The 18,727-nt window shown below is 65.8% G+C and carries 17 protein-coding genes and 1 tRNA gene; 9 read left to right on the top strand and 9 right to left on the bottom strand.

Features of this window, described 5'->3' with window-relative positions:
- Nucleotides 1–336 precede the first annotated feature (336 nt).
- Nucleotides 337–1,521: a S1C family serine protease gene (locus tag FLL57_RS11980; RefSeq protein WP_142882988.1), complete on the top strand. Its 1,185-nt coding sequence runs from the start codon at nt 337–339 to the stop codon at nt 1,519–1,521.
- Nucleotides 1,522–1,590: 69 nt separating this feature from the next.
- Nucleotides 1,591–1,803, top strand: a complete 213-nt coding sequence (locus FLL57_RS11975) for a hypothetical protein (RefSeq protein ID WP_013501820.1) — start codon at nt 1,591–1,593, stop codon at nt 1,801–1,803.
- 206 nt (nt 1,804–2,009) lie between these two features.
- On the opposite strand, the gene FLL57_RS11970 is transcribed toward FLL57_RS11975, so the two are convergent.
- The 4 genes from FLL57_RS11970 to FLL57_RS11955 form a co-directional block, all read right to left on the bottom strand.
- Nucleotides 2,010–2,858, bottom strand: a complete 849-nt coding sequence (locus FLL57_RS11970; protein WP_013501821.1) for a transglutaminase-like domain-containing protein — start codon at nt 2,856–2,858, stop codon at nt 2,010–2,012.
- 159 nt (nt 2,859–3,017) lie between these two features.
- A complete protein-coding gene (glgX, locus tag FLL57_RS11965; protein WP_013501822.1) occupies nt 3,018–5,222 on the bottom strand; it encodes a glycogen debranching protein GlgX in 2,205 nt (734 codons plus the stop codon).
- Nucleotides 5,223–5,477: 255 nt separating this feature from the next.
- A complete protein-coding gene (locus tag FLL57_RS11960) occupies nt 5,478–6,038 on the bottom strand; it encodes a DUF4142 domain-containing protein (protein ID WP_013501823.1) in 561 nt (186 codons plus the stop codon).
- Between the two features lie 14 nt (nt 6,039–6,052).
- The gene (locus tag FLL57_RS11955; protein WP_013501824.1) at nt 6,053–6,562 is read right to left on the bottom strand and encodes a ferritin-like domain-containing protein; all 510 of its coding nucleotides are present in this window, start codon (nt 6,560–6,562) and stop codon (nt 6,053–6,055) included.
- A 227-nt stretch (nt 6,563–6,789) separates the two neighbouring features.
- On the opposite strand from FLL57_RS11955, the gene FLL57_RS11950 reads away from it, so the two are divergent.
- Nucleotides 6,790–6,863 (top strand) — tRNA-Gly (locus tag FLL57_RS11950).
- A gap of 182 nt (nt 6,864–7,045) precedes the next feature.
- Nucleotides 7,046–7,816, top strand: coding sequence for an exodeoxyribonuclease III (locus FLL57_RS11945; protein ID WP_142882987.1), 771 nt, complete (start codon nt 7,046–7,048; stop codon nt 7,814–7,816).
- An 8-nt stretch (nt 7,817–7,824) separates the two neighbouring features.
- On the opposite strand, the gene FLL57_RS11940 is transcribed toward FLL57_RS11945, so the two are convergent.
- From FLL57_RS11940 to FLL57_RS11920, 5 genes are all read right to left on the bottom strand, one after another.
- Nucleotides 7,825–8,601 (bottom strand): enoyl-CoA hydratase-related protein, encoded by a 777-nt coding sequence (locus tag FLL57_RS11940; RefSeq protein WP_142882986.1) that lies wholly within the window; start codon nt 8,599–8,601, stop codon nt 7,825–7,827.
- A 14-nt stretch (nt 8,602–8,615) separates the two neighbouring features.
- Nucleotides 8,616–9,443 carry an SDR family NAD(P)-dependent oxidoreductase gene (locus tag FLL57_RS11935; protein ID WP_142882985.1) on the bottom strand — a complete coding sequence of 276 codons (828 nt, stop codon included), beginning with the start codon at nt 9,441–9,443 and terminating at the stop codon, nt 8,616–8,618.
- Between the two features lie 148 nt (nt 9,444–9,591).
- A complete protein-coding gene (locus FLL57_RS11930; RefSeq protein WP_185966138.1) occupies nt 9,592–10,014 on the bottom strand; it encodes a MaoC family dehydratase in 423 nt (140 codons plus the stop codon).
- A complete protein-coding gene (locus FLL57_RS11925) occupies nt 10,011–10,457 on the bottom strand; it encodes a MaoC family dehydratase N-terminal domain-containing protein (RefSeq protein ID WP_142882984.1) in 447 nt (148 codons plus the stop codon). The genes FLL57_RS11930 and FLL57_RS11925 overlap by 4 nt, the downstream gene beginning before the upstream one ends.
- Before the next feature lie 10 nt (nt 10,458–10,467).
- Nucleotides 10,468–11,652, bottom strand: coding sequence for a lipid-transfer protein (locus FLL57_RS11920; protein WP_142882983.1), 1,185 nt, complete (start codon nt 11,650–11,652; stop codon nt 10,468–10,470).
- A gap of 126 nt (nt 11,653–11,778) precedes the next feature.
- On the opposite strand from FLL57_RS11920, the gene FLL57_RS11915 reads away from it, so the two are divergent.
- The 5 genes from FLL57_RS11915 (at nt 11,779) to FLL57_RS11895 (ending at nt 18,724) form a co-directional block, all read left to right on the top strand.
- Complete coding sequence (locus FLL57_RS11915) at nt 11,779–12,561, top strand: TetR/AcrR family transcriptional regulator (RefSeq protein WP_142882982.1); 783 nt, start codon at nt 11,779–11,781, stop codon at nt 12,559–12,561.
- On the top strand, nt 12,479–14,035 hold the full coding sequence (locus FLL57_RS11910) for an acyl-CoA synthetase (protein ID WP_142882981.1): 1,557 nt from the start codon (nt 12,479–12,481) through the stop codon (nt 14,033–14,035). Before FLL57_RS11915 ends, FLL57_RS11910 begins: the two co-directional genes overlap by 83 nt.
- A 155-nt stretch (nt 14,036–14,190) precedes the next feature.
- Entirely contained in the window at nt 14,191–15,573 is a 1,383-nt protein-coding gene (locus FLL57_RS11905) for an alpha/beta hydrolase family protein (RefSeq protein WP_142882980.1), read from the top strand.
- Nucleotides 15,574–16,113: 540 nt separating this feature from the next.
- The gene (locus FLL57_RS11900) at nt 16,114–17,466 is read left to right on the top strand and encodes a substrate-binding protein (RefSeq protein WP_013501883.1); all 1,353 of its coding nucleotides are present in this window, start codon (nt 16,114–16,116) and stop codon (nt 17,464–17,466) included.
- 250 nt (nt 17,467–17,716) lie between these two features.
- Entirely contained in the window at nt 17,717–18,724 is a 1,008-nt protein-coding gene (locus FLL57_RS11895; protein ID WP_013501884.1) for a branched-chain amino acid ABC transporter permease, read from the top strand.
- The last annotated feature ends 3 nt before the right edge of the window (nt 18,725–18,727 follow it).

Below are 18,727 nucleotides of genomic sequence, written 5' to 3'. Positions count from 1 at the left end.
TCGATCGACTCGCGCTGGGATCGATCGGTCGGCCGAGGAGAGGGGAACAGCGCAGATATAGAAGCCGGTCAGGATCGGCGCCAGCGGCGAACGGCGCCTCCAGACGATGATGGACACGATGTCATCCAACGGCATTCCTGGGTCGGGGGCGGCGTTGCCGGCCTTTGGCGGCAACCGCGGAGCCGCTGTCTCCGCCGGAGCTGGCGCAGCCGCCGGCCGTGCCTATCTGCAGGATGGAACCGGCGGAAACGTCGTGCATTAGCGGTTATCGATGTCGATGGAACCGACCGCTGCCAGCCGGTTCGGTCGGCTTCGTGTTGAAGGATTCATCTCGCCATGACGTCGCTTCCGCCCCGTTCGCCGGTCCCTCCTGGTCCCGATCCGCGACTCGCGCAGGCCCAGATGCGGCGGGCGCAGCGCACCGACTTGTTGCTGCGCATCGCGATCGTCTGGCTGCTGGTGCTGGCGACGTTCTGGGTCGCTCAGCCTTATCTGAGCGCGTTGTGGTTTTCCGCCACCGGCCCGCGCACCGTCACCGCTCGCGGCGAGTTGGCACCTGCCGAGAAGGCCACGGTGGAGCTGTTCAAGCAGGTATCGCCCTCGGTGGTGCACGTGTTCGCGCAAGCCCAGCAACGGGTGTCGCCGTTCTTCGCACAGCAGGAGGCTCCGGTGCAGTCCGGCTCCGGCGCGATCTGGGACGCCGCCGGTCATGTCGTCACCAACAACCATGTGGTGCAGAATGCCGGCCAGCTGGGCGTCCGGCTCGCCTCGGGTGAGTTTGTCACCGCGCGCGTGGTCGGCGCGGCGCCGAACTACGATCTCGCCGTGTTGCAGCTCGAGCGGCCGCAGACGCCGCTGCGCCCGATCGCGATCGGCAGCTCGGAAGATCTCCAGGTCGGGCAGGCGGCCTACGCGATCGGCAATCCCTACGGTCTCGAACAGACGCTGACCACGGGCATCGTCAGCGCGCTGCGGCGCCGGTTGCCGACCGCGGCGGCGCACGAGGTCCGCGGCGTGATCCAGACCGACGCGGCGATCAATCCCGGCAATTCCGGCGGCCCGCTGCTCGACAGTGCCGGCCGGCTGATCGGCATCAACACCGCAATCATCTCCGGCTCCGGCGCTTCGGCCGGGATCGGCTTTGCGATTCCGGTCGACGCAGTCAACCGGGTGGTCACAGCTCTGATCACCAACGGTACCGTGCCGGTGCCGGGTATCGGCATCATCGCCGCCCGCGAGAACGAGACCGCCCAGCTCGGAATCGACGGCGTCGTGGTGTTGCGGACGCTGCCGGATTCGCCGGCCGCCCGCGCCGGCCTCGAAGGCGCGACCAACGACGGTTACGTCCGGGACGTCATCACCGCCGCAGATGGCAAGCCGATCCACGGCATGTCGGACCTTGCGGCGGCCTTGGAGGAGGCCGGCATCGGCCGCGACGTGAAGCTCACGGTCGAGCGCGACGGTCGGACCCGGAGCGTGACCGTGAAGGTCACCGACATTTCGCAGCAGCGGCGCGGCTGAGGCGTCGCCCCGCGGCCAAGCGGAACGAATGCGGTCGCCGTCGATTGTCGCAGCATTCGGAGGTGAATGATGGGCAAGGCTTACTACGACATCATCGGCAGCGACAATCGCTGGGGCATCCGCCACGACGACGATCCGACCGGCGACTATTCCAGCAAGGAGGCCGCGTTCGAAGCCGCCTGCGCCGCTGCGTCGAACGCGATCAAATTCGGCCACGAGGTGCGGATCACCGTGCCGGGGAATGAAGGCTCGGAAACCAATCTCGGTGTGATCACCAACTGAACGTTTCGGCCTTCGTCTCGAGCGGTCGGGTAAAAGCCCGGCCGCTTTTTGCCGTCGGAGGGGCGCTTGCCGTCGTGATGAGCGCGAGGCCGCGTCATGGCGAGGATCGAGCCGAAGAAATCCGGATGCTCCGCACGGAGACTGGATTGCTTCGCTTCACTCGCAATGACGGAGAGTTGGGATCCGACGACGTCACGCCGAACGTGTCACGCCACTTTTGACAGCGGAGCGTCCGTCGCAGCTTCCTGGTTCGTCACCTCATGGGTGATCACTTCGAAGTTCAGCAGGTTGGTGACGCCGAACGAGGTCGAAATCGCGACGTCGGCTGCGTCGCGGCCACGGGCGATGACGATGCGGCCGATCCGCGGCGTGTTGTGCCGGGCATCGAAAGTGTACCAGCGTCCGTCGAGATAGACCTCGAACCATGCCGAGAAGTCCATCGGTGCCGGATCGGCCGGCACGCCGATGTCGCCGAGATAGCCGGTGCAGTAGCGCGCCGGAATGTTCATGCAGCGGCACAGCGCGACGGCGAGATGGGCGAAGTCGCGGCAGACGCCGATCTGTTCGGCATGGCCTTCGGAGGCGGTGCGATCGTTGCGGGCGAATTGATATCCGAAGGTGATACGGTCATGCACGTAGTCGACGATCGCCTGCACCCGCTCCCAGCCGGCGGGGGTGCCGCCGAACAGCGACCAGGCGAGGTTCGACAGCTTGTCGGTGTCGCAATAGCGGCTGCCGAGCAGATACACCATCACCTCGTCCGGCAGTTCCGCCACCGGGATCTGGCGGGCGCCGGGCGCGACCTCGTCGGGCAGGCCGGAATCCTCGATCAGAAAGTCGTTGCTGATGTCGATGCGGCCGGGCGGCGCCACGATCCGGGTGCAGACGTTGCCGAACATATCGGTGAAGTCGTGTGCGGGCACATCCGGAGAAAACTTGATGACGTGCTCTCCGATCACATGCTGGGCGCGCGACGGATGCACGCTGAGCAGCAGATTGATGGGCGTCTCCTGAAAGCAGTGGAACGCGATGTGGTAGCCCGCGCGAATGATCACCTGAAGAGCTCCGTTGCTGATCGAGAAAGGGGCGGTCGCAGCCGGCCCGTGCTGTTGTTCTCAATCGCGGAATGAACCTGGTGTTCCCGCCATCCAGCGGAGATCATTGCGCAAATTTGTGGCAGCGCGTCGGCGGCAGATCCGCCGACGCGCCGTGGGTCACTCGCTCAGCCCGAACAGCAGCACCGAACGTGCGGTCACTTGATAAACCGCGCCACAGGCGAACTGCTCGTCCGGCAGGCCGCTCGGCAGGTTGGTGTCGATCAGCAGCGACCATGTCGAGCCGTGCGGGACCTCGGGCAGGGTGAAGTCGACCACGCCGTCGAAACTGTTCATCACCAGCAGCACGGTGGCGTGCTCACCGTGCTTGTGAATGCCGGTGGTTTGGGCGCGGCCGTCGAGCAGCATTCCGAAGCATTTCACATTTGGGTCGTCCCAGTGCTCCTGCTGCATCTCCCCGCCATTGGCGTTGATCCAGGTGACGTCGCGGACGTCGAGCTCTTCGTCGTATTGTCCGGTGAGAAACCGGCTGCGCCGCAACGTCGGCGTGGTCCGGCGCAGTTCCAGCAGCCGCTGCGTGAAGGCCAGCAGGTGTTGCGCGGCCTCGTCGTGGTCCCAGTGCACCCAGGAGATCTCGTTGTCCTGGCAATAGGCGTTGTTGTTGCCGTTCTGGGTGCGGCCGAATTCGTCGCCCGCCAGCAGCATCGGTGTGCCTTGAGCGAGCAGCAGGGTCGCCAGCATGTTGCGCTTCTGGCGTTCGCGTAGCGCCACAATGGTCTCGTCGTCGGTCGGGCCTTCCGCGCCGCAATTCCACGAGCGGTTGTCGGAGTGGCCGTCGCGATTGTCCTCGCCGTTCGCCGCGTTGTGCTTGTCGTTGTAGCTCGCCCAGTCGTTGAGGGTGAAACCGTCGTGCGCGGTGATGAAGTTGACGCTTGCCCAGGCGCGACGTCCTTGCCGGTTGAAGACGTCGCCCGAAGCCGACAGCCGCGGCGCCAGCGCCGCAGCCGGTGCTTCGCCGCGCCAATAGTCGCGCACAGTATCGCGGAATTTGTCGTTCCATTCCGCCCATCCCGGTGGGAAGCCGCCGACCTGATAGCCGCCGGGGCCGCAATCCCACGGTTCTGCGATCAGCTTCACCGAACTGAGCAGTGGGTCCTGCATCACGGATTTCAGAAAGCCGCTCTGCTCGTCGAAGCCGTAATGCTCGCGCGCCAGGATGGTGCCGAGGTCGAAGCGGAAACCGTCGATGTGCATCTCGCCGGCCCAGTAGCGCAGGCTGTCGTTGACCATCTGGATCACGCGCGGATGCGTGAGGTTGACGGTGTTTCCGGTGCCGGTGTCGTTGATGTAGTAGCGCTTCTGCTCCGGGAGCAGGCGATAATAGCTGGCGTTGTCGATGCCCTTGAACGACAGTGTCGGGCCGAGCTCGTTGCCTTCGGCGGTGTGGTTGTAGACCACGTCGAGGATCACGGCGAGGCCGACATCGTGCAGCCGCGCCACCATCTCCTTGAACTCGCGCAGGCTGTTGGGCACATCCGCGGCGTAGCGCGGATCGGGCGCGAAGAATCCGATGGTGTTGTAGCCCCAGTAATTCACCAGATTCTTGTCGAGCAGATAACTGTCGTTGACGAAGGTGTGGATCGGCAACAGCTCGACCGCAGTGACGCCGAGTGAGGAAATATAGTCGACCACCGGCTTGGTGCCGAAGCCCGCATAGGTGCCGCGCAGATCTTCGGGTACCTCGGGATGCAGCTTGGTGAAGCCTTTGACGTGAGTTTCGTAGATGATCGCCTGGTCCCACGGCACGAATTTGCGGCCGGGCTCGCCCTTCCAGTCGAAATCCGGATCGACCACCACGCATTTCGGCACGAACCGTGCGCTGTCGCGTTCGTCGAATGTGGTGTCGTCGCCGCTCTCCATCACATAGCCGAACACGGCCGGAGCCCAGGTCAGCTCGCCGGCATGGGCGCGCGCGTAAGGGTCGAGCAGCAGCTTGTTCGGATTGAAGCGATGGCCGTTCTCGGGCTCGTAGGGTCCATAGACCCGGTAGCCGTAGAAGGTGCCGGGGCCGACATCCGGGATGTAGCCGTGAAACACCTCGTCGGTATATTCCGGAAGCTCGATGCGCCGCTCGGTATCGCCATCGAACAGGCAGACTTCGACCTTGGTGGCGTTGGCGGAGAACAGCGCGAAGTTGGTGCCATGGCCGTCCCAGCAGGCGCCGAGCGGATAGGGCAAGCCCTCGCGCACGGCCGAGGAGTCGTGCACCACCTGATACAGCGGCGGCTCGGGCGATTTCGAGGCGACCTCGGGAGCGGCGGCAGTCTCAGCGGGCGGTTCGAGGGTTTCGCTGACGTCGGTCATCGACCGCTCTCCGCTGCGAGCGGAGCTGTGCCCGCGCGGTACGCCCGCGGGAAAATGGAAAACGCCGACGGTCTGGTCATTTGCTGATGTTCCCCCGAATGAGCTTCACCGGACAATGCGGCAACCAGGAGTCCGGTTCCACCGATCCGGAAAAGCTCGTCGCAATCGGCAGGCATCTCGAAGCCTCGGCCCGGCATCGTGACGATGCCGGGCCGAGGCTCCAGTCTCAGACCAGTTGGTGACGCAATCGGCGGATTACTTGGCAGACTGCGACGTCGTGCTGGTGCGGTCGCGTTCGAGCTGCTTGGCCATCTCCAGATGGTGCTGCAGCTTGGGCAGCGTGGTGCCGGCCCAGTTCTTCAGGGCGTCGTTGTCGCCGCTCTTGGCGTAACGTTCGAACAGCGACACCGCGTCCTGGTGGGCTTCGACCTGCTGCTCGCCGAACAGCTCGCTGAACTCGGCGCCGCTGGCGTTCTTCAGCTTGTCGAGCTTTTCCTGGTGGGCGGAGTCGAGTGCGGTCGGCAGCGCGGCCTTGACCTTGCCGTCGGTCACCATCGCCTTGAGCTCGCTCGAGGTCTTGGTGTGATCGGTGATCATCTGCTTGGCGAAGGTCTGCTGGGCGGCATTGCCCTTGCGCTCGGCGAGCTGGTTCGACTGGATCTCGTACATGTCGCTGATCGCGACCTGCTTGACGAAATCGGGGGTGGAGGGCGCGATGCCGAGCACCGAATTGACGCCGGTCTTCTCGGTCACCGATTGCGCCAGCGCCGGGGTGGCGATCAGCAGGCAGCCGAGTGCGAGTGCTGTGCGGTTCATGCGGTTGTTTCCTTTCAGCTTGCAGCTTTGCGATTGACGCCTTTGCGCAGCGCCACGGTGTTGAGCTTTGTGTTGGCGGCCTTTTCCTCGTTCAGATTGGTGGTGAGGAAGCGGACGATGTCGTCGTGGCCGAGTTCTTCGGCCCAGGCGATCAGGGTGCCGTAGCGGGCGATCTCGTAGTGCTCGACCGCCTGCGCGTTGGCGACGATGGCGGCGTCCAGCACGGTCTTGTCGGCGATCTCGCCGGCGGTCTCGTCGGCTTCCTGGATCAGGCCGTCGATCGCCGGGCAGTTCACGCCCGACGGCTTCTCGCCGAGCTTCTTGAACACCTGGTCGAGCCGTTCGATCTGCTTCTGGGTCTCTTCCAGATGCGCCTTCAGGCCCTGCGACAGGTCACGGTTGGTGGCCTGCTCGATCATCTTCGGCAGCGCCTTGGTGATCTGCTGTTCGGCGTAATAGATGTCGCGGAGGCCGTGCAGCAGCAGGTCCTCCATGGTCTGAATGTCCTTGCTGAAGAATCCCATCGTCGCCTCCGCCCGAATGGTCCGCGTCCCGCGGTTCGACCGGAGAACCGGGAACGGTCGATTCTGTTCCGCAGCGCGCGCGCCCGAGCGGGCGGCCGGCCCGGCTACGGCCAGGACGGGTTGCGCCGCGGGCCGCCGGGGTCATTCCGGTGATCGGCAGACGAAGTTGGGGGGCGCCAACCAGGGGAGTTGAGGCTCCGCGGCTAACGTGTTACGGGGGCTGCATTGCGGGTGTAGCTCAATGGTAGAGCAGCAGCCTTCCAAGCTGAATACGAGGGTTCGATTCCCTTCACCCGCTCCAGCTTCCGATCCAAAATACTTAGAAGTATCTGAGGCTTACGGTCTTTCGGCCGGGGGTCTGGCTTGGCGCGGCTCGCCCTGAGGCCAGGGCGCAAATAGAGCGCAGGCACTCACGCCATCGGGATCCATCCGGCCGCGCTCGCGTTGCTCAGGCCGAGGGCCGGCAGGCGGGGGCGGGGCGGCGTGAAGATCGCGACCTTCAACGTCAACAATGTCAACAAGCGGTTGCCGGTGCTGCTGGCGTGGCTGAAGGCGGCGCGGCCGGAGATCGTCTGCTTGCAGGAGCTGAAGGCGGCCGATGCGGACTTTCCGGAAGCGGCGCTGCGCAAGGCGGGCTATACGGCGGCGTGGGCCGGGCAGAAAAGCTGGAATGGCGTGGCGATCCTCGCCCGCCGCCGCGAGATCGTGGTGACCCGGCGCCGGCTGCCTGGCGCGCCGCACGACAAGCAGAGCCGCTACATTGAGGCGGCGGTTGCCGGGATCATCGTCGGCTGCCTGTACGCGCCCAACGGCAACCCGCAGCCGGGGCCGAAATTCGACGAGAAACTCGCCTGGCTGATGCGGCTGAACCGCCATGCGGCGACGCTGCTGAAGAGCGGTGCGCCTGTGGTGCTGGCCGGCGACTTCAACGTGGTGCCGACGCCGGCCGATATCTACCCGACCAAATCATGGGACAAGGACGCGTTGGTGCAGCCGGCGCCGCGCAAGCTGTTCGCGGCGCTGCTGCGCCAGGGCTGGACCGATGCACTGCGGCACTGCCATCCGGACGACGCGCCATACACATTCTGGTCGTATTGGCGAAAACGGTTCGAGCGCGACGCGGGCTTGCGGATCGACCACCTGCTGCTCGATCCGTCGCTGGCGCTGCGGCTGAAGCGGGCCGGCGTCGATCGCAAGGTGCGGGCGGCGCCGCAGGCGAGCGATCACGCCCCCGCCTGGATCGTGATCGACTGAACGCGACGTCAGCGGCCGGTGAAGTTCGGCGGGCGCTTCTCGACGAAAGCGGCGGCGCCTTCGCGCAGGTCCGCGGTGACGAAGGCGCGGCCCTGCTGCTGGGCTTCGTCGTCCAGCACTTCGGCGAGCGGGGCGCTCCATGCAGCTTCGATCTGGCGCTTGATCAGGCCGATGCCGATCGGCGGGCCGGCCGCGAGCTGCTGGGCGATCGCCATCGCGTCGTCCATCAGGCGGTCGTCGTCGACGGCCTGGAAGATCAGGCCGGATTGCTCGGCCTGTTCGGCGGACAGCGGCCGGCCGAGCAGCGCCAGTGCGCGGGCGCGGGCCACGCCGATCGCGCGCTGCACGAACAGCGAAGTGCCGGCATCGAGCGCGGCGCCGAGCTTGACGAAGCTCAGCACGAACTTCGCCGACCGCGCCGCCAGCACGATGTCGCCGGCGAGCGCCAGTCCCACGCCGGCGCCGGCTGCGGGGCCATTGACCGCGACCACGATCGGCTTCGCGGCACCGCGCATCGCTTCCAGCACCGGGCTGAGCTCGGCGCGCATCCACGGCGCGACGTCGGCGCCGGCGTCGAACGTCTCGCTGCCGAGCGCCGCGCCGGCGCAGAAGCCCTTGCCGGCACCGGTGAGAAGGATAGCGCGGACGGCGTCGTCGGCGAGCGCCGCGTTCAATGCGGCGCCGAGCTCGCCGAGCAGGCCGCGGCGCATCGCGTTGTATTGCGCCGGGTTGTTCAGCGTCAGCAGCGCGACGGCGCCGCGCCGCTCCGACAGAACCAGGGTCATCGCCGCATATCCGCTTAGAGGATCAGGCCGCCGCCGCAGACCAGCACCTGGCCGCTGACGTAGTTGGATTCCGGGCTGCAGAACAGATACACCGCATCGGCCGCTTCCTCCGGCGTGCCGCCGCGGCCGAGCGGGATCATCCGCGCCATCGCGTCCAGCATCTGCGGCTGCACCCCGACCTTGATGTCGCGGCCGGCGACGTCGATCGTCTTCTGCTGCGCTTCGATCGGCTGGGTGAGGCGGGTGTTGATCAGGCCGAACGCGACGCAATTGACGTTGACCTTGTAGCGGCCCCATTCCTTGCACAGCGTCCGCGTCAGCCCGACCAGCGATGCCTTCGCCGACGAGTAGCTGGCCTGGCCGGCATTGCCGTAGAGCCCGGCGATCGACGAGATGTTGACGACCTTCCGGAACACCTCTTGGCCTGCCTCGGCTTCCTTCTTGGCGAAGATCCGGATCGGCTCGGCGGCGGCACGCAGGATGCGGAACGGCGCAACCAGATGCACGTCGAGCATCGCCTGGAATTGCTCGTCGGTCATCTTCTGGATCGTCGAGTCCCAGGTGTAGCCGGCGTTGTTGACGATGATGTCGAGGCCGCCGAATTTCTCCACCGCGGCGCCGACGAAGCGATCGGCGAAGCCCGGCTCCGAGACGCTGCCGTTGACCGCGATCGCATCGCTGCCCATCGCCTGGATTTCGGCGGCGACGGCGTCGCCCGGCTCGGCGTCGAGGTCGTTGACGACGACGCGCGCGCCTTCGGACGCGAGCTTCAGCGCGATGGCGCGGCCGATGCCGCGGCCCGATCCTGTGACCAGCGCCACCTTGCCTTGCAGTTTGCCCATGAGATGTCCTTCAAATTGTTGAACGCACACGCAGTTATTAGTGGGTCGTCATGCCCGGGCTCGTCCCGGGCATCCACGCCTTGCGGCGGTCAACGACAGCAAAGACGTGGATGGCCGGGACAAGCCCGGCCATGACGGATGAGTAGTGCTAAACGGCGACGATCGCTTCGCCGGCGAGCTTGATCTCGCCGGTCTGGTCGCGGGCGGTGAGGGCGAGTCGGGCGCGGCGCTCGCCGCCGGCCTCGATCAGCTCAGTGACCTGGCCTTCGCAGGTGATCTCGGCACCGAGCTGGGTGATCGCCGCAAATCGCGTCGAGAAGCTGCGGATCCGGCCCGGCGGCACCGCGTCGCTCAGCGCCTGGCCGAGATAGCCCATCACCAGCATGCCGTGGGTGAACACGTCCGGAAAACCCGACGCCTTGGCGAAATCGATGTCGACATGGATCGGATTATGATCACCGGAGGCGCCGCAATACAGCGCCAGACGGTGACGGTTGATCGCCGGGAAGCGCTTGTGGACGATGCGGTCGCCGACCGTGGGGGAAGTTGTCATGTCCATCATGTCGGTCATCCGTTGCGCACCACGATGGTCCGCGTCGTATCGGCGACGTGAACCCCGTGCTGATTGGTGACGGTGGTTTCGACGCCGATCAGCGTCATTGCGCCACCCTTCTTGTCGGTGACGCTGGTCACCTGCGGGCTGAAGGTGAGGCTGTCGCCGACCATCACCGGGGCGTGGTAGGTGAAGCTCTGCTCGCCGTGCAGCACCCGGCCGAGATCGATCTCGAGCGCTTCGAGGAACTCGAACGGCTTTTCGTTGTCGAGCATCTCGAGGCAAAACAGATAGGTCGGCGGGATCGGCGGCGCCGCGAAGCCTTCGGCCTTGGCCGCGGCGGCGTCGCGATACACCGGATTGGTCTCGCCGAGCGTGTCGAGAAAATAGCGCAGCCGGCCGGCTTCGACATGGGCGGTCACCGGTGTGAACCGGCGACCAACAGCGGATTGATCGACCATTGCGTCAGCCTCACGCGCGCTCGTACAGCGTCACCACGCAGGCGCCGCCGAGACCGAGATTGTGCTGCAACGCGCGCTTGGCGCCGTCGACCTGGGTCGCCTCCGCGGTGCCGCGGAGTTGCCGGGTCAGCTCGTAGCACTGGGCAAGGCCGGTGGCGCCGAGCGGATGGCCCTTCGACAGCAGACCGCCCGACGGGTTGGTAACGAACTTTCCGCCATAGGTGTTGTCGCCGTCGGCGATGAACTTCTCGGCGCCGCCTTCGGGGCAGAGACCAAGCGCCTCGTAGGTGATCAGTTCGTTATGGGCGAAGCAGTCGTGCAGCTCGACGACGTCGATGTCGTCCGGCCCGACGCCAGCGTCCTCGTACACCTTGGTGGCCGCGGCGCGCGCCATGTCGTAGCCGACCACCCGCATCATGTCGTGCGCCTCGAAGGTCGACGCCGTATCGGTCGTCATCGCCTGCGCGGCGATGCGAACGTCGGTGCGGAGGCCGTGCTTCTTGGCGAAGGCTTCGGACACGAGCACCGCGGCGGCGCCACCGCAGGTGGGGGGACAGGCCATCAGCCGCGTCATCACGCCCGGCCAGATCACCTGATCATTGAGCACATCGTCGGCCGAGACTTCCTTGCGGAACAGCGCCAGCGGGTTCTTCGCCGCATGGCGGCTGGCCTTGGCGCGAACTGCCGCGAACGACGACAGCGGCGTGCCGTACTTCTGCATATGGCTGAGGCCGGCGCCGCCGAAATAGCGCAGCGCCAGCGGCACGCCGGGCGCATCGATCAGCTTGTCGGCAGCGGCGTCGAAATCCTCGAACGCGCTGGGCCGATCGACGAACACCGAGCCGAGAGCGCCGGGCTTCATCTGCTCGAAGCCGAGCGCCAGCACGCAGTCGGCGGCGCCGGAGGCGATCGCCTGCCGCGCCAGATACAGCGCGGTCGAGCCGGTCGAGCAGTTGTTGTTGACGTTGACGATTGGGATGCCGGTCATGCCGACCTGGTACAGCGCGCGCTGGCCGCAGGTGGAGTCGCCATAGACGTAGCCGACGAACGCCTGCTGGATCGCGTCGTAACCGACGCCTGCATCGCGCAAGGCCAGCCGCGCCGCTTCGGCGCCCATCAAATGATACGGCTCGTTCGCGCCCGGCTTGACGAACGGGATCATGCCGACGCCGGCGACGTGGACGGGTGACGCCATCGTTTCCTCCCTAAACTTACCCATTGGACTTTTTATTACCCATGAGTAATATATGCGAGCTGCTGGCGAGTCAATCGATCGGCGCCGGATCAGTTATTTGCCAAATTGCTGCCTGCGGAATTTGTGATGAGCGGACACGCCGCCGACGACCGATCGCCCTGGATGCCGTTCGAAAACCGCCGCCGCGCCCGCGACGAAAAGCGCGAGGCGGTGCTGCGAACGGCGGTGCATCTGTTTCTCGAACAGGGCTATCATCGCGCCACGCTCAACGAAGTGGCGGAGCGGCTGAACATCACCAAGCCGGCGCTGTACAATTACTTCCGCAGCAAGGAGGAGATTCTGTTCGAGTGCTGGGCGCTCGGCCAGGAGCAGGTCGACGACATCATCGCGGTCATCAACGCTTCCGGTGACGATGGGCTCGGCAAGCTGCGCGGGCTGGTGCGTGCCTATGCCACCACGATGGCCACCGAGTTCGGTGCCAGCATGGTGCGGTTCAATCCACGCGACCTGTCGCCCGAGAACGAAAAGACCGTGCGCGCCGCCAAGCGCGGCATCGACCAGACGTTCCGCCGCTTCATCGCCGAGGGCGTCGCCGACGGATCGATCAAACCGTGCGATCCGAAGTTGACAGCGTTCGCGATCGCCGGTTCGTTGAACTGGATCGGTCACTGGTACCAGCGCGACGGTGCGCTGTCGCCGGAGGCGATCGCCGACGAATTCGCGATGCGCCTGACTGAAGGCCTCGCCACCCGATCAACCAAGAAGAAGAGCGCCCTCGAGGCGCCGGACGGCAACAACAACAGGAAACGACCCAAGGGAGGACACCATGAACATCACCCACGGCCTGCGGCGCGCGCTGCAGATCAACCCGGAAGGGCTGGCCACCGTCTGCGCCGGCCGCCGACGTAACTGGCGCGAGGTCGGCGACCGCGTCGCGCGTCTCGCCGCGGGCCTGCGCGCCAGCGGTGTCGGCGAGGGCGACCGCGTCGCGATCCTGTCGCTGAACTCGGATCGCTATCTGGAAATGTATCTCGCCGCCGGCTGGTGCGGCGGGGTCATCGTGCCGCTCAACATCCGTTGGAGCGCGCTGGAAAACGAAGACGCCCTGCGCGACTGCCGCGCTGTGGCTCTGGTGGTCGACAAGGCGTTTGCTGCGACCGGCGCCGCGCTGGCGCAGGCGATCCCGTCGATGGCGATGATCTACGCCGACGACGGCGACGTCCCGGCCGGGATGCAGAGCTATGAGGATCTGATCGCCGCGCACGCGCCGATCCCGGATGCGATGCGCAAGGCCGAAGATCTCGCCGGCATCTTCTACACCGGCGGCACCACCGGCCGCTCCAAGGGCGTGATGCTGAGCCACGGCAATCTGATGGCGAACGCGCTCAATGCGCTGGGCGAGGGGCTGTTTCCGGGCACGTCTGTGTATCTGCACGCGGCGCCGATGTTCCATCTCGCCAACGGCGCGGCGATGTATTCGCTGCTGCTGTCGGGCGGCTCCAACGTGATGATCCCGTCGTTCACGCCGGAGGGCGTGATGCAGGCGATGCAGAACGATCGGGTCACCGACGTGCTGCTGGTGCCGACCATGATCCAGATGTTCGTCGATCACCCGGCGCTGAAGACTTACGATCTGTCGTCGCTGAAGAATATCGTCTATGGCGCGTCGCCGATCAGCGAGGCGGTGCTGGCGCGGGCGAGCGCGGCGCTGCCCAACGTGCAGTTCACCCAGGCCTACGGCATGACCGAGCTGTCGCCGATCGCGACCTTGCTGCACTGGAAGGAGCACATCGGCGACGGCAAGGCCAAAGGCCGCCAGCGCGCTGCTGGCCGCGCCACGCTCGGCTGCGAAGTTCGGATCGTCGATGCCGAGGATCGCACCGTGCCGTATGGGACGGTCGGCGAGATCTGCGTCCGCGGCGACAACGTGATGATGGGCTATTGGGAGCGGCCGGAGGAAACCGCGCGGGCGCTTCTCGGCGGCTGGATGCACACCGGCGACGGCGGCTACATGGACGAGCACGGCTTCGTCTATGTCGTCGACCGGGTCAAGGACATGATCATCTCCGGCGGCGAGAACGTCTACTCGGTCGAGGTCGAGAACGCGGTGGCGCAGCATCCGGCGGTGGCGCAATGCGCGGTGATCGGCATCCCGCACGAGGCGTGGGGCGAGCAGGTTCACGCCGTCGTCGTCACCAAGGCCGGCGCCACCGTGACGGCAGAGGAGCTGATCGCGCATTGCAAGGCGCTGATCGCCGGCTACAAGTGCCCGCGCAGCGTCGAGATCACCGAGACGCCGCTGCCGCTGTCCGGCGCCGGCAAGATCCTCAAGCGCGAGCTACGCCAGCCGTATTGGGAAAGCCGCGAACGCCGCGTGAGTTGACGCGCCGCCACACGACACCAGCGCCGCGCCGGATCGGTTCTTGTTTGGACCGTATCCGGCGCGGCGTTTTTCTTTGTCCGAGGCGGTGGGGGCGCGATCGAGCGCTAGACTGAACCGCCGATTCGTCCGCAGCGCGAGAGCCGAGGTCCATCCCGATGCCGCCCCTGAATGATCAGTCCGCCCCGGCGCAGGCGCAGTCATCCGCAGAACGGATCGATAGGGCCCGGCGAGCCCTGGTGTTCGGTGCCGCGCTCTCCGCCGGCGTGGCCGGTGCCGGGCTGGGCCCTGCGAACGCTGCGGTGCGCCGGTCGTCGGCACGGTCCGGGATCGACCGCTCGGTGCGGGTCAGCGCCGCGCGGCTCGATGCGGAGGTCGCCAAGGCGTTTCCGCTGTTCAATGTGCCGGCGATCCTGCCGCCGTTCGACGCCGCATCCGCCGGCGCACGGTTCGACGTCGATCTGCACCGGATCGTGACCACGACGCGCGTTCCGGAAACCGGCGCGCGGGTGCAGGTCAGCGGCCTGCTGGCGGTGCCGGTCGGCAAGACCGGCGAGCTGCCGCTGGTATCGTGGCAGCACGGCACCATCCTGTCGTTCGATCAGGTGCCGTCGAATCTGATCCGGCTGGCCGACCCGGACTATGCGCTCACTGACGCCGCGGACTCGCTGGAGACGCTGTTCAATGTGCAGCGCTTCGCCGGGCAGGGCTACGCGGTGATCGCCGCCGACTATGTCGGCAAGGGCCCGTTCCGCGACGGACGGGACGAGGCGTATGTGGTCAAGGGCGTCAGCGTCCAGACCTGCCTCGACATCCTTCAGGCCGGGAAGGCGGCGATGACCTCGCTGGGTCTTGCGCCCTCGAAGCTGCTGCTGAACGGATGGTCGCAGGGGGCACTCAACACCCAATGGCTGCATCAGGCGCTGCGCCGCCGGTCGACGCCGATCGCCGCCACTGCGGCGGCTAGTCCGTTCAACGATCTGAACGAAGCCTGGAGCTACTGGGCCGGCGCGCAGAGCTTCGCCTTGCCGGCCGGTACGACCTCGTACCCGGCGCTACCGAGCTGGATTTCGCTGTGCATGATCGTCGCGCTCGGCAGCTACGAACGGTACTACGGCCTGAATGGATTGCTGGACAGCGCCATCCGGCCCGATTTCCGAGAACTCGCCCGCAAATATTGGAGCGATTATAAAACCGACTTCGACCCGGCCAAGCCTTTTCCCACCGGTGCGGAGCTGTTGGTGCCGGGGGTTTTCGAGCGCGCCACCGACGATCGCAACAGCGCATTCCTCCGCCACCTCGCCGCCAATCGTGCCTCGTACTGGCGCTACGATTCGCCGATCCGGTTTCACTACGGTCTCGCCGACGAGGCGCTGCATCCGGCGATGGTGTATCGGGCGCTGTCGGCCGGCGGTCATGCGGCGACGGGGATTCCGACCGCCGGCGCCAGCCATCGCGCGACCTTTCTGGCCTCGCTCTACGGCGACGCGGCGAGCCTCGGCGGCGCCGAGAACGTGTTGAGCTGGTTCGGTAAATCGTAGCTGCGGCGCAATTTGCGGGAGCCCGCCATGCAAACCGGCGAGCTGTTCGATCTTCGATATCCTCCCGAAGGCGCGCCATTCAGTTTGCGCGATCGCGGCAGGATGTGCGCTGCCTTGTTGACGCACCGCATCGCGAGCGTGCGCTTTCGCGACCAAACGTCACATCGTGACACAAACGACCATCGCCGGCCGGGGGTGCACGCGCTGTGAATCGTTTGGTGCATTGCGATATGTGACGTTGCGATTGCGGGTCTCTGCTGATCCGTCGTGACTTTTCCTGCGAAGCTCGATGCGGGCGGTCCGACAAGTGTCACGCCGGCGTGACGATTAGTTCTGTCAACTGAATTAGTAGTTACCTGTGCGACCTGGGCGCGAACCCTCCCTTAGACAAAAGGAGCGGTTGACCCATTTCCACCCGCTCTCCAAGACTTCGGCTTCGTTGCCGGAAGAGCAACTGGTCACAACGGCGTCTGATCGCCCTTAGTCGTGACTGGAAGAACAACAACACGATTTACCGAGGAACCTGAGGAGAGACGCCCCATGGCCGACAAGAAATTCATCATCGACCGCAGAACTGCGCTCAAGACCGGCCTGGCCGGTGCTGCTGCCCTTGCAACGCCGACGTTCTTCATCCGCGACGCGTGGGCCGACGATTTCTGCAACATGCCGAAGGGCAAGGAAGTCGTGTTCGGCTTCAACGTCCCGCAGTCCGGCGCCTATGCCGACGAAGGCATGGACGAACTCAAGGCCTATCAGCTCGCGGTCAAGCACCTCAACGGCGAGGGCGACGGCGGCATGCTCAAGACCATGAAGCCGCTGGCGCTCAAGGGTAACGGCGTGCTCGGCAAGAAGGTCACCTTCGTTTCCGGCGACACCCAGACCAAGGCGGACGCGGCCCGCGCCTCGGCCAAGCGCATGGTCGAGAAGGACGGCGCGATCATGATCACCGGCGGCTCGTCGTCGGCCGAGGCGGTCGCGGTGCAGTCGCTGTGTCAGGACATCGGCGTGATCTTCATGGCCGGCCTGACTCACTCCAACGACACCACCGGCAAGGACAAGCGCGCCTACGGCTTCCGGCACTTCTTCAACGCCTACATGTCGGGCGTGGCGCTCGGCCCGGTGCTCGCCGAAGCCTACGGCAAGGATCGCGCAGCCTACCACCTGACCGCCGACTACACCTGGGGCTGGACCCAGGAGGAGTCGATCAAGGACGCCACCGAGAAGCAGGGCTGGAAGACCATCAAGGCGGTCCGCACCCCGCTCGGCGCGGCGGACTTCTCGCAGTACATCACGCCGGTGCTGAATTCCGGCGCGGACGTGCTGATCCTGAACCACTACGGCAAGGACATGATCAACTCCTTGACCCAGGCGGTGCAGTTCGGCCTGCGCGACAAGATGGCGAACGGCAAGAAGTTCGAGATCGTCGTGCCGCTGTTCTCCGAGTTGATGGCGCAGGGCGCGGGCGACGCGATCAAGGGCATCTACGGCACCGCCAACTGGGATTGGAAGCTGGAAGACGCCGCAACGAGCGCCTTCACCAAGTCGTTCGGTGCCGCTTACGGCACCCCGCCGTCGCAGGCCGCGCAAACCTGCTACGTCCAGGCGATCCTCTACGCCGATGCCGTCGAGCGCGCCGGCACGTTCAATCCGTCCAAGGTGATCGCTGCGCTCGAAGGGTTCGAGTTCGACGGCCTCGGCAATGGCAAGACGCTGTACCGCGCCGCCGACCATCAGTGCTTCAAGGACGTGCTGGTGGTGCAGGGCAAGGACAAGCCGAAGGACAAGTTCGATCTGCTTGAAGTTCGGAAGATCGTGCCTGCGTCGCAGGTCACCTACGATCCGAGCATCTTCGGCGGCGAACTGGGCTCCAAGGACGCCAAGAAGTGCGGCTGATCTGATCGAGCCGGGCTGCTGATCGCGGCCCGGCGGACTGATCGCGGCCGGCTGCGCCTCGGTGCGGCCGGCCGACGCTTCGTGTCTCACGAGTGCGTTCGGCGCGGTTTTGCGACGTCCAGGCACAGCTTCGGGACACACGATACTGCCAATGTTTGTACCAGCCTGGCGGCCGAGGTCGGTCGTCGGGGACTAGCGATGGACGCGCGCGCCGGGCTGGCGCCACGGACACAGGGGAGATTGACCACGCATGGACGCGATCGTTCTGCAGATCATGAACGGCCTCGACAAGGGAGGGGCCTATGCGCTGATCGCGCTCGGGCTGACATTGGCCTTCGGCACGCTGGGCGTCGTGAATTTCGCCCACGGGGCGCTGTTCATGCTCGGCGCGTTCTGCGCCGTCGTCTTCAACAAGCTGCTGACCCTCGAGATCGTCAAGGTCGATCCGACCCGGACCACCCCGTGGGGCAGCCCGCTCGAGATCAAGACGCCCTACGTCCAGGATATGCTGGGCGATTGGGGCAAGGTGCTGATCGACTATTCGGTGCCCATGTCGATCCTGTTGGCGATTCCGGTGATGCTGCTGATCGGCATCCTGATCGAGCGCGGCCTGATCCGGTTCTTTTACAAGCGTCCGCACGCCGACCAGATCCTGGTCACCTTCGGCCTCGCCATCGTGCTGCAGGAGATCGTCAAGCACTTCTTCGGCGCCAACCCGATCTCGCAATCGGCACCGGCGCTGTTCTCCGGCAGCCTCCAGATCACCGAAGCGATCGTCTATCCTTATTGGCGCATCGTCTATCTGTGCTTCTCGCTGGTGGTGATCGCGCTGGTGTTCGCGTTCCTGCAGCTCACCACCTTCGGCATGGTGGTGCGCGCCGGCATGCAGGATCGCGAGACCGTCGGTCTGCTCGGCATCAACATCGAACGGCGCTTCACCATCGTGTTCGGTCTCGCCGCGGTCGTCGCCGGTCTGGCCGGCGTGATGTACACGCCGATCGTCCCGCCCGATTATCACATGGGCATGGACTTCCTGGTGCTGTCGTTCGTCGTCGTCGTGGTCGGCGGCATGGGCTCGCTGCCGGGCGCGGTGCTGGCCGGCTTTCTGCTCGGAATCCTGCAGTCCTTCGCCTCGATGAACGAGGTCAAGGCGCTGGTGCCGGGCATCGATCAGATCATCATCTATCTGGTCGCGGTTGTGGTTCTGCTGGTGCGGCCGCGAGGGCTGCTCGGCCGCAAGGGCGTGATGGAGAGCTGATCC

This window comes from Rhodopseudomonas palustris, assembly GCF_007005445.1.
Classification (GTDB): Bacteria; Pseudomonadota; Alphaproteobacteria; order Rhizobiales; family Xanthobacteraceae; genus Rhodopseudomonas; species Rhodopseudomonas palustris_G.
Note: the sequence above shows the minus strand (reverse complement) of the source record. Positions and strands in the feature narration are given on the sequence as shown.